The organism is Pseudomonas sp. N-137 (assembly GCF_034555295.1).
Lineage (GTDB): Bacteria > Pseudomonadota > Gammaproteobacteria > Pseudomonadales > Pseudomonadaceae > Aquipseudomonas > Aquipseudomonas rhizophila.
On the sequence record NZ_JAXUDQ010000007.1, the window covers coordinates 27,748 to 40,783 of the forward strand.

The window sequence follows — 13,036 nt, forward strand, 5'->3', positions numbered from 1 at the left end:
TTTAGCGCGCCGCGATCAACTGCCCAACACAGTCCTCACCATGGTGATCAAGGCATCCGGGCCGTAAGGTTTGCTCAGCAGATGGGTATCGGGGCTCAACTGGTGGTTGCGGGAGATGATGTCCCGGGTGTGGCCCGAGGTGAACAGTATGGGCATAGGCGGAGTCTGTACCCTGGCCCAGGCCGCCAGGTCAGAGCTCTTGATCAGGCCAGGCATGACCACATCGGTAAAAATCAGATCCACCGAGGCACCTTCGAGCAAAAGCGCCATGGCCGCATCAGCGTTGGCGGCCGTGAGGGTCCGATAACCGGACTGTTCCAGCAGCTCCACCGACGCGCTGCGCACCTCTTCGTTATCCTCCACCACCAGAATCGTCTCTTGCCCACCGGTCAGAAGCGGGCTGTGTGGGGCCTCTTCACCTGTTTCAGGTTGCCGACTGCGGGGGAAATACATCTGCGCTCGCGTGCCCTCTCCCACGTCACTGGTAATCTCGATATGCCCGCCACTTTGCTTGACGAACCCGAACACCATGCTCAACCCAAGCCCGGTGCCCTGGCCGTCAGTCTTGGTGGTGAAAAACGGCTCGAACACATGGTCCAGGACATCGGGTGGCATGCCCGCGCCGCGGTCGATCACCGACAGGCGCACATAGTCACCGGCCGGAATGTCTTTACCGGCGCAGGACGATTCGTCGAGCACGATGTTTTCGCCGATCAGGCCGATGGTGCCCTCACCACACATGGCATCGCGGGCATTGATCGCCAGGTTCAGCAAAGCGTTTTCAAGCTGATTGCGATCGACGTGGATGCACCAGGGCTCGGCGGGCAAGGTCACTTCGATCTGGATGGTTTCGCCCAAGGCCCGCTGCAACAATTCGCCCAGACCGTCGAAGATTCGTCGTGGGTTGTAGACCGCCGGTGACAACGGTTGGCGGCGGGCAAACGCCAGCAATTGCGAGGACAGTTTGGCGCCCCGTTCCACCGCTTCGATGGAGGCACTGACCCGCCGCTGCACATTGGCGTTGTGCGGTTCGTGGCGAGCCAACAGGTGCAGGTTGCCGGCGATCACCTGCAGCAAGTTGTTGAAGTCATGAGCCACACCGCCGGTGAGTCCGCCAATGGCTTCGAGTTTCTGCGACTGGCGCAACTGCTCTTCGGCCGTCAACCGCGCATGCACTTCCTCGGCGACACGCTGCTCCAGATCACGGGTGAACTTGAGCAGCGATGCTTCAGCCGCCTTGCGTTCGTTGATATCAATCAGCACACCGGGGAAACGCAACGGCCGGCCCAACGTATCGAATTCACATCGGCCGCTGGCCAGCACCCACAGGTAATCACCGCCGAGTCGACGCACCCGATACTCAGCGTTGTAGGGGGTTCCGGTACGCAAGGTCAGTTCGACCCGCCGGTTCACCTCCTCCAGATCATCGGGGTGGATGTTCTGGCGGGCAATCTCGACAGGCAGTGCATCCAGAGGCGTGTCTGGCGGGTAATTGAACGTGCGGGAAAAACGCTCATCGCCGGAAAGTGTGTCGTTCTGGATATCCCAGACAAACGACCCCAGCAGTGGCCCGGCCGAGAGGGCCAACTGAATGCGCTCGTTGACGGCGCGGTAGCTGCGTTCGGCCTCCTGGCGGGCACGCTCGGTCAGCACAAGCTCGGTGGTTTCCACGACGATCGCCAAAACGCCGCCCGGAGACTGATCATCGTCGGGCACCGGGCTGTAATAAAGGTCCATCCAGACATCTTCGGGCTTGCCATTGCGTAGCAGTACCAGCTCTTTGCTGCGATAGGACAAGGTGCCACCGGCCAGGCAGACATCCAGTACGTGACGATTGAATTCGGCCACTTCCGGCCAGCCCAACTCTACCGCGCAGCCCAGCAGGTACGGATGGCGCCCGCCGGCGAACTCGGCATAAGCATCGTTGTAGATCATGAAGCCCTGACGGCCCCACAACATGACCATCGGCAAAGGCGACGCCAGCAGCACCTGGACTGCGCTGCGCAGACTGGCGGACCAGTGCTCGATGGCACCCAGTTCGGTCTGGCTCCAATCGAACGACCGGATACGCCCGGCCATTTCACCGCCCCAACCGGGGCATCCATGATTCTGGGATAAGAACTGCATGAGTCGATTCTGAACCTCGAAAATGCCAGCAGGGAATCGGCATACCACAAGTCCCTTGTGCTCAGAGCTTCGAGCGCTGCGCTGGCGTTTGGTTTCATGGGCAGGTCATGATGCAAACCTGTCCGGGCTGGCGACATGCTTGCTGTGTGGCAGCCGGGTTCAGCGGAAATCGCGGCTATGCACCTGGATACCCGCCAGCAACTCGGTCAGGTCGCTCAGGCGGCCGGCGATCAGGTGACGAACCTCACCGACACTTTCCCAACGCCCGTCGACCCTGAGCAATTGCGAACCCACCAACGCTTTGCGTTGGCGCTCGGCCAGGTCGCGCCAGACCACCACATTGAGGTTGCCAAACTCATCCTCCAGGGTGACAAAAGTCACGCCGCTGGCCGTACCTGGCCGTTGGCGGCCGGTGACCAGCCCGGCGACGCTGACGTTGCGGCCATGCTCCACATCCTGCAGCTCCCGCGAGCTGCGACAGCGCCGGGCGCGCAGTTCGGGGCGCAGCAAAGCCAGTGGATGGGGGCCCAGTGTCGTACCGACGCTGGCGTAATCGGCGAACAGATTCTCCCCCACCGTAGGTTTTGGCAGGTCCACGGGCGGTTCTTCCTGGCTGGGCAAACCGGCGAACAAGCCCAGCTGTTTCTGTACCCCGGCCACCTCCCAGCGAGCGCGATGACGATCACCGGCCAAGCCCCGCAAGGCACCGGCGTCGGCCAGTTGCGCCTGGGCCCGGGCATCGAGTTGCGCGCGCTCGCCAAGGTCGGCCACGTCACTGAAGGGCCGATGCCGGCGGGCCGCTTCGATGCGATGGGCATCCTCTTGGCGAAAGCCCTTGATCATGCGCAACCCCAGGCGAAGCGCCGGTTGTCGGCCTTCCATGGGTTCGAGGCTGCAATCCCAGTCACTGGCGCGCACGTCCACCGGGCGGATCTGCAACTGATGCCGGCGGGCATCCTGCAGAATCTGGTCCGGGCTGTAGAACCCCATGGGCCAGCTGTTGATCAGGGCACAGGCGAACGCCGCCGGTTCATGGCATTTGAGCCAACTGCTGGCGTAGGTCAGCAAGGCGAAGCTGGCGGCATGGGACTCGGGAAAACCGTAATTGCCGAAGCCCTTGATCTGTTCAAAGATCTGCGCGGCGAATTCGGCTGTGTAGCCGTTTTTCGCCATCCCCGCCGCCAGGCGTTCCCGATGCGGTTCCAGGCCGCCGTGACGTTTCCAGGCCGCCATGGAACGACGCAGCTGGTCAGCTTCGCCGGGGCTGTAATCCGCCGCAACGATGGCGATCTGCATGACCTGCTCCTGAAACAGGGGCACGCCCAAGGTGCGCTTGAGCACTTCTTCCAACGCTTTGGAGGGGTAAGTCACCGCTTCTTCCTTATTTTTACGCCGCAGATACGGGTGCACCATCCCGCCTTGGATCGGCCCCGGTCGCACGATGGCCACTTCAATAACCAGGTCATAAAAGGACTCGGGTTTGAGCCGAGGCAACATCGCCATCTGTGCGCGCGACTCGATCTGGAACACGCCAATGGTGTCGGCGCGGGTGATCATCTCGTAAGTGGCCGCGTCGTCCTTGGGCAACGTCGCCAAGGTGTAGTGCTGGCCGCGGTACTGCGCGATCAGATCAAAACATCGACGAATTGCGCTGAGCATGCCCAAGGCCAGGATATCCACCTTGAGCAACCCGACCGCGTCCAGGTCGTCCTTGTCCCACTGGATGATGGTGCGCTCGGCCATAGCGGCGTTCTCCACCGGCACCAGAGTGTCCAGAGGCTGTTCGGAGATCACGAAGCCGCCAGGGTGCTGGGACAGATGCCGGGGAAAACCGATCAGTTGTTGGGTCAGGCTCAGGACCCGGCGCAACACCGGGCTGTCCGGGTCGAAGCCACCTTCGCGCAGGCGATCCACTGGCGGCGCCTCGTCACTCCAGCGCCCACAACAGTCGGCCAGCGCGTTGACCTGATCCGGCGGCAAGCCCAAGGCCTTGGCGACGTCCCGCACCGCGCCGGCACCGTGGTAGCTGCTGACCACTGCCGTCAATGCCGCACGATGGCGGCCGTAGCGCTGGAACACGTACTGCAGCACTTCTTCACGACGCTCGTGTTCAAAATCGACGTCGATGTCCGGCGGTTCGTTGCGCTCCCGGGACAGGAATCGCTCGAACAGCATGCTGGTCTGGCTCGGGTCGATTTCGGTGATCCCCAAGGCGTAGCACACCGCCGAGTTGGCCGCTGAGCCACGCCCCTGACAAAGAATATTGCGGCTGCGGGCGAAGCTGACGATGTCCTGTACGGTGAGGAAATAGCTGTCGTAGCCCAGATCGGCGATCAGAGTCAGTTCTTTATCGATTTGTACCCGTACTTTGTCTTCCACACCCTTGGCCCATCGCTCGCGCATACCGCGTTCGGTCAATTCCCGCAGCCAGGACGCTGGATCATGCCCCTCAGGCACCAGTTCACGGGGGTATTGATAACGCAGTTGGCCAAGGTCGAACGTACAGCGCCGGGCGATGTTCAACGTTTCGTCGAGCAAGGCGCGCGGGTAGATTTCGGCCAGGGCCGGGAGACTGCGCAGGTGGCGCTCGCCGTTGGGGTGCAGGCGCTGGCCGGCCTCGGCCACCGTGACGTGGTGTCGAATGGCGGTCATGGTGTCCTGCAGGGCGCGCCGGCCGCGCACATGCATGTGCACGTCTCCCGTGGCCACGGCTGGAAGGTCCAAACGCTCGGCCAGCGCCAGCAAGTCCGCCAGCCGACGCCGGTCGTCCTGCCCGCAATGCAACTGGACCGACAGCCACAAGCGCTCGGCGAATATCTTCCGCAACCAGCGCCCCTGCTCGTCGGAATCGTTGTCACCGGGCACCCACAACACCAGCAATCCCGGCAAGGGCTCGTCGAAGTCTTCTCGCACGATGCGATAGCGACCTTTCTCGCTGCGGCGGCGGGCGCGGGTGATCAGCCGGCACAAGGCTTGATAGCCTTGCAGATTCTCCACCAACAGCACCAGTTTCGGACCGTTCTCGATCTGGATCTCACTGCCGACGATCAAGTGCAGGTCCAGCTCCCTGGCAGCCTGCCAGGCTCGGACAATCCCGGCCAGGGTGCACTCATCGGTGATTGCCAGGGCCTTGTAACCTTGTTGTTGCGCACGACGGCACAGCTCCAGGGCGCTGGAGGCACCGCGCTGGAAACTGAAGTTCGACAGGCAATGCAGCTCGACATATTCGATGTTCATGCGAACCAGCCCTGCAGCCACAGCGGGCCACCCTCGCCCACCGGTCGATAGGCCCAGCCCCGTTGGCCCGCGCGGGTTTCGATCAGATAGTAATCACGGCGCACGTCGGCGCCGTCCCACCAGCCGGACTCGATGCGCTCCGGGCCCATGAGGATTCGCGCCTGGCTCTCCTGCAAGGCCTGGGGTTCGTCCAGCAGCCAGCCGGGACGCCGGACGCCCTCGCGCACCGGACATGCCTGGGGCTGGCGCTGAGAGGTCATCTGCCAGGCACATTCAGGCCGATGGTCATCGCGAAACCCCAGGCCCTGCACTGCGTCGTCCCCCAACCGGGCCCGCAGCCGCTCGCGCAATTGCTCCCAAGGCAAGGACTGTTGAGGACGCTCGTCGAACAGCTCCAGGCGTTGGGGCACGAAACTGGGCAGGTCTTCGGCACACAAACGAAAGCCACGTACCGGTGCCTCGACCTGCACCTGTTCCAGCCGACCACGGGCCAGTTCGAAAAGCATCGCAGGATCCCGCTCGGCGCTGAGCAAGCCGACCTTGATCAGCGTGTCCGGCAACCCGGCGTGTTCCAGGTGCAGGTCAAAGCGTTGCACGCCGCTGTCGCGACCGCACAGGAAAGCCGAGAGATCACCGGTCAACCGGCGCAACGGAAACAACAACGCCTGGTGGGATTGCACGTCGTAATTGAGCTCGATGCGCACATCGAAACGGTCCGGCGGCAGGTAAAACGACAGCGCCAGGGTGCGGCAGCCCGTCAGCGCATCAAGATGCTTGAGCACCTGGGCCTCAAAACGCCGCGCCAGGGTGTGTCGGGGCAAGGCCTGGACCTGGCTCAACTGGCGCAACCCCATGCGTGACAGTGCCGTGGCGACGTCGGGTTCCAGGCCGATACGCTCCACCGGCATCTGCCCCAGGCAGGCTTGCAGGGTTTCAATATCGGGCACCACCAGGGCGTCGTAGGCATTGGCCAACACCCGCGCCGCCACCGGGTTGGGGGCGGCGACAATGCGATGCCGGAATCCCAGTTGCGTCAGCTCGGCCCGCAGGCGCTTCTCGAACACCGGCCAGGGGCCGAACAGGCCCAGGCTCGACTCGATCTCGAACACCACCGTGCGCGGGTAATGCACGCTGACCTGGGAGCTGAAACGGTAGGCCCAGGCCGCCAGGAACTGTTGCCAGTGTTCGATCTGCGCCGCATCGTATTCGGCCGTGGCAAACCCTTTGCTCAGGGCCTGGGCGGCCGTCATGGTCTGGCCGGGGCGCAAACCCAGGGCCCGTGCCGGGTCATTGACCGCTTGCAGGACCCGGCGCTGGGCCGGACCGGTCAACAGCGCCAAGGGCTCGTCGGGATCGGGACGCTGACGCAGCGCGGCGTCCAGCGCCAGTTGCGGGAAGAGTATGCAGACCCAGCGCATCGCAACCTCAATGCTCGGTCGGTGTGCTGAGCGTGGCGAAGGCAATCGGCGTCGAACGGGCCAGCCCGCCCCGGCACTTGAGCACCCGCAATTGCCCTGGCCGGCCATCGATGGCGATGCGCAGGGCCGCCGGCGAGGGGTTGATGGCTTCCTGAATCGAGCGCCAGGCGAACGCCAGGGTCTGGCCGGTTTCCGCCGCCACTTGCAAGCGGCGCAGGGCGCGATCATCAGCCTGGCGGGGCCAGCACAGCACCGCGCCACAACTGCCCGAACGCAGGCATTGTTCGGCGGCCCACAAGGCATCGCGCTCATCGGCCCGGATCACTGACAACTGGCGCAGGTCCACCCCAGCGTTCTGCCAGGCCTGCGGATAGGGCACGAATGGCGGCGCCACCAGCACGATCCGCTCCCCCGCCGCCGTCAGTCGCGCCAAGGTTGGCCAGACCAGTTGCAACTCGCCCACGCCCGGCGCGGCGACCAGCAGTTCCGTCAACGCCGCTTCCGGCCAGCCACCGCTGGGCAACGCCGCGTCCAGGGCCGCATGACCGGTGGGCTGCGGGCTGGCAGCCGGGGGCGCGGGCCGGCCCTTCCAGACCTGGCCACCGTTGAACAGCGTGTCCAGCGCAACGACAGCGCCCATCAGCCTTGCCTCAGCAAGCCACAGAACACGCCTTCGATGGCCAAGTCCTGGTCGGCTTCGACAATGATCGGCTGGTAGGCCGGGTTGCGCGGCAGCAAACGTATCCGCTCGCCGATTCGCTCGAAGCGCTTGATGGTGACTTCACCGTCCAGGCGCGCCACGACGATCTGGCCGTTGGAGGCCTGGGGCGTACGCTGCACGCCCACCAGGTCGCCGTCGAGAATGCCATCCTCGATCATCGAGTCCCCCTGGACCCGTAGCAGGTAATCTGGCGCCTTGGTGAACATCGCCGGGTCAAGCATCAGGCGACTGTGGACCTCGGCATCCGCACCGATCGGCAGGCCGGCGGCCACCCGCCCCAGCACCGGTACGTCCAGCAGCTCGGGACGCGGCGGCTGGTTCAGCAAGCGGATACCCCGGGCCTGGTGCGGATTGACTTCGATGAAACCGGCTTCGGTCAACGCCAGCACATGCTTGCGCGCCACGCTGCGGGAGGCGAAACCGAACGCCTCGCTGATTTCAGCGAGGCTGGGGGGCTGCCCCTGCTCGGCGATGCGTTCGCGGATGAAGGTCAGGATGGCGGTACGGCGGGGGGTGAGAGTCGTCATGGAGTACATTTGTACTCTTGTCGGTTTTTTCTGACAAGCACCGCCAGTCAGTCAACCACAGGGAGCCGACCATTGACCGTCCCGGCTAAGCCGGTGTCGACCCCTCGGTCCGAAACGCGCTCGGGCTCATCCCGGTCCAGCGCCGGAACGCCCGGCGGAAACTGCGCACATCGCTGTAGCCGACCTCTTCGGTGATGCGCTCGATGGACCAGTCGGGGTTGGCCAGCAGGTTCAGGGTCCGGCCACGACGCACCTGTTCCAGCAAGGCTTCGAAGGTCAGGTTGTGCTCGGTCAAGCGTCGGCGCAGGGTGCGGCTGCTCATGTTGAGGTCGCTGGCGATTTTCTCGATGTGGCTGCCACGGGTCAGGTCCCGGGCAATCGCCCGCTCCACCGCCTGGATCAGATCGATCTTGCGATGGACCTCAGTGGCCTCCTGTTCCAGCAAGGCCAGGGCCTGACGCAAGGCCAGCGGGTGATGGTTGGGCAGGCGTACGCCGAGCCAGCAGGCATCGATCAGCATGCGATTGTGACGACAACCGAAACGCACATCCGGCCCCAGGACCCTTTGGTATTCCTGGGCATAAGACGGCGCAGCGTGCATGAACTCCACGGCCTGGGGCCTGAAGTCAGGCCCTGCCAACGCCCTGCCGTACACCATCAGGCTGGCGAAAAACTCTTCGACCGCAAAGACCTGGACCTCGGCAAAAGGCAGGCGGCAAGTCGCCTCGACCATGATCCGGTCACTGGCCTCTTCAACACTCGAGACTGCGATACCGCCGGTGGTGTGTTGATACCGAATCCCCAGGGCAAAGGCATCGCGCAGGGTTTCGCACAGCGACAACACGTGGCCCAGCAGGCCCAGGGTACCCAATACATTGCGATCGCCAACCCACAAGCCCAGGCCCCGATCAGGCAACAGCTTGAGCGCCCGCTGGATCATGACCACGGCCTGGCGATAGGAAATCCGCTGGGCAGGATCCTGCAGATCGTCGAGCCCGAAACCAAGGCCGCGACACAGGCTGGCGGCATCGAAACCCTGGTCTGCCACCACGTCGGCCAAGGTTTGCAAAAGAAACGGCGACACCAGCGCCAGTTCATAGGTCGGGTCGATGACTTTCATCTGCATGGGCGGGTTCCGGGGTACGTTAGGCGGCGTCTTTGTAACCGGTTGTTTCATAAACGTTAGCATGACCCAGCGTATAGAGGGGCACAAAAATCTGGCCGCCCATGTCCCCTGTGTGGCCGCCAATACCCTGCCCTGTCGGCGGCGAACGGCTTATTTGTATGGCTCGGACCTTTGGTGCATTTCCAACAATAATAATGAGCCCCCGCATGAACCCGACCCGCACGACATTCGCCTTGCAACTGACCCTCGGCCTGGCCTGTGCCCTGCCGGCCCTGGCCACCGAAACCGGAGTCGATAACATCGGCACCGGCACCGACGGTTTCTTCGTGTTGCCGCTGGACGTCGACAACCTTCCCGACCACATGTTTGCGTTCAACCTCTACTACAACCATTACAAGGCCAGGAAATTCAACATCAGTTCGTTGGGCGGCGAAGTCCCGGATGTCGAAATCGAATCCACGGCGGTGGTCCCCCGGATCGATTATCTGAGCCCTTTGCGGGTGGCCGGTGGACGCCTGGGTATCTACGTTGGCCAGCCCTGGATCAAACAGGAAATCTCGGTGTTCGGCCTGCAGGACACTCGCGAAGGCATGGGCGATACCACCATTTCGCCCATCGTGCTGTGGGACATGGGCAAAAACCTGACCCTGGCCGCCGCACTGGAAATCACCGTGCCGACCGGCGAATACAGCACCGACCGCCTGGCCAACACCAGCACCAATTTCTACACCTACAAGCCGCTGTTTTCCTTCACCTGGTTGCCCACGGAAAACACCGAGGTGTCGATGAAAAGCACTTACAGTTTCAATCGCGAGAACAAGGACACCGACTACCGCTCAGGGCAGATTTTCCACTTCGATTACTCCGCCAGTTACCGGCTGACGGACAACGTGATGCTGGGGCTCAACGGTTACTACCTCAAGCAGACCACCGACGACAAACAATACGGCCGCACCGTGCAGTTCGCCGGTCAGGACGTGGATGACGGCGTGCGCGGCCAGGTGTTCGCCATCGGTCCGGCGCTGCACCTGACCTTTCTCAAATACGCCAGCGCCGAGATCCGCTGGGCCAAGGAGTTCAACGTAGAGAACCGCCCCGAAGGCGAAATGCTCTGGGCCAAGATCAGTATTCCGTTTGCGTTGTGAACGCTCTATTCGATTCCGGCAGGCTCACCAGCAATTCCTTGTGGGAGCGAGCCTGCTCGCGATAGCCGTGGATCAGCCTGCATTGATGCTGAATGTACCGCCGTCATCGCGAGCAGGCTCGCTCCCACAAGATCCGTGGTCAGCTATAGACCGGCCACATCTCGACTATCCGCCCTCCGCGCACGGCCAGCAGATCACCGAACTGCAACAGCACCGACTCGCTCTGGGTCGGTCGCAGGAACACCTGGTCCTCCACCGCCAGCCCCACCGTTTCAGAACCGTTGACCATTTCCTGATTGGAGCTGCGACCGTAGAGGTCGTTGTGCTTCAAGCCTGAGGGTGATTCGAGATCGGCCATCCAGTTGCCGCCGTAGATGAAAAAAGTCCCGCGCTGGTTCACGTCCCACCAGGAAAAAATCCGCGACTTGTCGTCCAGCGCGGGGATGTTGACCGGGCCGGTGCGCTTCAAGACCGGCGTGGCGATGTAGGCGGCCGGTACGTGCTCGTTCAACGATGGCAGGTCGTAGTGGCTGGGTTTAAGCATGGCCGTGCCCACCGAGACTTCACTGCTCAGTTTCTCCCGTTCGTGCAAGCGATAGCTGGGGCTGCCGGCGGTGTTGAGGGTCAGGCCAGGATGCCAGAGGTCGGGGTAGCGCAGACGCACGAAATCCACCCGTGCGGTGTAGATCGCCATGACCCGCGCCAGCAGCTCCTGAGGGGTTGCCAGCAGCTCGGGCACGCCCATGCCCACGAACGGGTCGTAGCCCATGAACCCGGCAAATTCCAAGTGCGTCGGGTTCGCCCGGATCAGCTTGAGCATCGCCTCCAGCGTGGCATCGTCGGCTACCCCACCCCGGTGCAGGCCTACATCCAGTTCGATATTGATCCGCAAGCGAGTACCAAGCCCCTGGGCCAGGGCCCGGTATTGCTCAAGCCGTTCAGGTGTGTCCAGCAGCCACTGCAACTGGCGTGACGGATCGAAGGGTCCTTTGTGAAGCTCATAGAACAACGCGGCGCTGCGCACTGGGAGAGGTTTGCCCAGCAAAATATCAGCCGTGGGAAACTGCAACGCATCGTGGTTGAGAAACGGTTGGTGGAACGACATCAACCGTCGAGTCTCGGCTCGCTGGCCAATGTAGTTCAACAGCCCCGGCGATGGCAGGGACTTCTCCACCAAGCGCAGCTGTTTGCCGGCGCGCCGGACCGAGGCCATTACCACGTCGATGTTGTGATCGAGTCGGTCCAGGTCAATCAGCATCACCGGTCGCATGGGACCGTGGGCCTTGAGTTCCCGGTTCAACTGGCGGAAATAATCGCTGTACGGCCCGCCCTGGTCCCGCGGTCGCAGCCAGGCACCGACGCCGGCCAGCAACAGTCCGGCGCCCACCGTCCCAGCCAGGAACCCTCGACGATTGAAACCCATCAGCTCGCTCCCAGAATCGTTGAAAGATGCCCGTTGAGGAATTTTCCGCCAGGGTCCAGGGCCTGGCGCACCTGGGCAAACTCATTCCAGCGTGGGTAGAGCGCCTGGAGCGTCCTGGCGTTCAAGGAATGCAGTTTTCCCCAATGCGGGCGCCCCTGGTATTTCCAGAAGACCGGCTCAATGGCGGCGAAGAAATTGTGATGGTCCATCTGGTAATGCTGGTGCACGGAGATCGAACAACTGTCGCGGCCTTCGAACATGCTCAGGGCGATGTCATCGGCCTTCACGTAGCGGTACTCAATGGGAAACCAGGTGCGCAGGTCTTTGTCGCGGATCAGCTTGAGGATTTCCCGCAGGCACGCCGGACCGTGTTCAGCCGGCACTGAATACTCCATCTCGTTGAAGCGCACGGTGCGCGCATTGGCGTAGATGTCGTGGGAATCGCCAACCCGATCCTCGAAGTCGGCCACCAGCCGCAGGCTGTTGAGCAACGTGCGCCGGATCGTCGGAAAGTCGCTGCCATACTTGTCGAGCTTTTCGATCAGGGTGACGAATTCGTTGCCACCCTCCTCCTCGGGGCTCACCGGTGCAGTGGCCGGATCGCTGGTTTCGTTCAAGGCAATCGACAACGCATAGTCGGAATGGGTGACCACCTGCATTTCCCAATGCTGGTTGTCCCGAGTGTTGGTGTCCAGGTCCTCGAGCAACTCTTCGGTTTTCGCCACCCACTGGCGCTCGCGCAGCCGATAAGCAGGACGGTTCTGCAAACGCACACGGGTCACCAGCCCCAGCGCACCCAGTGACACCCGCCCGGCCTTGAACACTTCGGGATGGCGGTTGGCATCGCAATCAAGCACCTCGCCGCCGGCCGTCACCAGTTGCAGCCCGACCACCTGCGCGGAATACGAACCGAATGCCTTGCCAGTGCCGTGGGTCGAGGTGGCGATGGCCCCGGCCAGGGTCTGGTAATCCACGTCGGCCATGTTCGGTAGCGCCTGACCGATGGCCTTGAGTGCCGGGCCCATGCGCGACATGGGCGTGCCGCCACCGAACTCGGCCTGCAGGCTGGCGACGTCGTGATCCAGCAGACCGCTGAAAAAACCCAGCGACAGCAAAGTCCCGTCCGTGGGCACCAGGGCGCTGAAGGAATGGCCTGAACCCACCGGACGAATCCGCCCTTCGGCGCGGGCCACGATTTGCACCAGTTCATCCAGATTCTTGGGAGCCAGACGCGCTGCCGGCAGGCAACTTTGCGCACCGGACCAATTGCGCCACGGAATCAGTCGCGGGGCGCGCATCAACTCGGCCAGGG

9 protein-coding genes are annotated in these 13,036 nt (G+C 63.0%); 1 reads left to right on the forward strand and 8 read right to left on the reverse strand.

The features are described from left to right. Positions 1 to 15: 15 nt before the first annotated feature. The 6 genes from T3A99_RS06215 to T3A99_RS06240 all read right to left on the reverse strand — a co-directional run bounded on the left by T3A99_RS06215 (position 16) and on the right by T3A99_RS06240 (position 9,156). Positions 16 to 2,127, reverse strand: a complete 2,112-nt coding sequence (locus T3A99_RS06215; RefSeq protein WP_107322648.1) for a hybrid sensor histidine kinase/response regulator — start codon at positions 2,125 to 2,127, stop codon at positions 16 to 18. 159 nt (positions 2,128 to 2,286) lie between these two features. Then, on the reverse strand, positions 2,287 to 5,385 hold the full coding sequence (locus tag T3A99_RS06220; RefSeq protein ID WP_416221546.1) for an error-prone DNA polymerase: 3,099 nt from the start codon (positions 5,383 to 5,385) through the stop codon (positions 2,287 to 2,289). Next, a complete protein-coding gene (locus tag T3A99_RS06225) occupies positions 5,361 to 6,782 on the reverse strand; it encodes a Y-family DNA polymerase (RefSeq protein WP_076384029.1) in 1,422 nt (473 codons plus the stop codon). The genes T3A99_RS06220 and T3A99_RS06225 overlap by 25 nt, the downstream gene beginning before the upstream one ends. A gap of 7 nt (positions 6,783 to 6,789) precedes the next feature. Next, positions 6,790 to 7,422, reverse strand: coding sequence for a translesion DNA synthesis-associated protein ImuA (gene imuA, locus T3A99_RS06230; RefSeq protein ID WP_047227809.1), 633 nt, complete (start codon positions 7,420 to 7,422; stop codon positions 6,790 to 6,792). Continuing rightward, positions 7,422 to 8,039 (reverse strand): transcriptional repressor LexA, encoded by a 618-nt coding sequence (gene lexA / locus T3A99_RS06235; RefSeq protein WP_047227808.1) that lies wholly within the window; start codon positions 8,037 to 8,039, stop codon positions 7,422 to 7,424. Before lexA ends, imuA begins: the two co-directional genes overlap by 1 nt. 76 nt (positions 8,040 to 8,115) lie before the next feature. Then, on the reverse strand, positions 8,116 to 9,156 hold the full coding sequence (locus tag T3A99_RS06240; RefSeq protein ID WP_107322645.1) for an AraC family transcriptional regulator: 1,041 nt from the start codon (positions 9,154 to 9,156) through the stop codon (positions 8,116 to 8,118). A gap of 206 nt (positions 9,157 to 9,362) precedes the next feature. Between T3A99_RS06240 and T3A99_RS06245 the strand changes: the two genes are divergently transcribed. Continuing rightward, entirely contained in the window at positions 9,363 to 10,301 is a 939-nt protein-coding gene (locus tag T3A99_RS06245; RefSeq protein WP_047227806.1) for a SphA family protein, read from the forward strand. Between the two features lie 139 nt (positions 10,302 to 10,440). On the opposite strand, the gene T3A99_RS06250 is transcribed toward T3A99_RS06245, so the two are convergent. Continuing rightward, on the reverse strand, positions 10,441 to 11,649 hold the full coding sequence (locus T3A99_RS06250; protein ID WP_177513955.1) for a DSD1 family PLP-dependent enzyme: 1,209 nt from the start codon (positions 11,647 to 11,649) through the stop codon (positions 10,441 to 10,443). Between the two features lie 74 nt (positions 11,650 to 11,723). Further along, positions 11,724 to 13,022: a D-arabinono-1,4-lactone oxidase gene (locus tag T3A99_RS06255; protein WP_322834191.1), complete on the reverse strand. Its 1,299-nt coding sequence runs from the start codon at positions 13,020 to 13,022 to the stop codon at positions 11,724 to 11,726. Between the last annotated feature and the right edge of the window lie 14 nt (positions 13,023 to 13,036).

Excerpts from the sequence above, each read along its gene's own strand:
- T3A99_RS06215 (WP_107322648.1), bottom strand. The coding sequence starts at position 2,127 with ATGCAGTTCTTATCCCAGAATCATGGATGCCCCGGTTGGGGCGGTGAA.
- T3A99_RS06225 (WP_076384029.1), bottom strand. The coding sequence starts at position 6,782 with ATGCGCTGGGTCTGCATACTCTTCCCGCAACTGGCGCTGGACGCCGCG.
- imuA (WP_047227809.1), bottom strand. The coding sequence starts at position 7,422 with ATGGGCGCTGTCGTTGCGCTGGACACGCTGTTCAACGGTGGCCAGGTC.
- lexA (WP_047227808.1), bottom strand. The coding sequence starts at position 8,039 with ATGTACTCCATGACGACTCTCACCCCCCGCCGTACCGCCATCCTGACC.
- T3A99_RS06240 (WP_107322645.1), bottom strand. The coding sequence starts at position 9,156 with ATGCAGATGAAAGTCATCGACCCGACCTATGAACTGGCGCTGGTGTCG.
- T3A99_RS06245 (WP_047227806.1), top strand. The coding sequence starts at position 9,363 with ATGAACCCGACCCGCACGACATTCGCCTTGCAACTGACCCTCGGCCTG.
- T3A99_RS06255 (WP_322834191.1), bottom strand. The coding sequence starts at position 13,022 with ATGCGCGCCCCGCGACTGATTCCGTGGCGCAATTGGTCCGGTGCGCAA.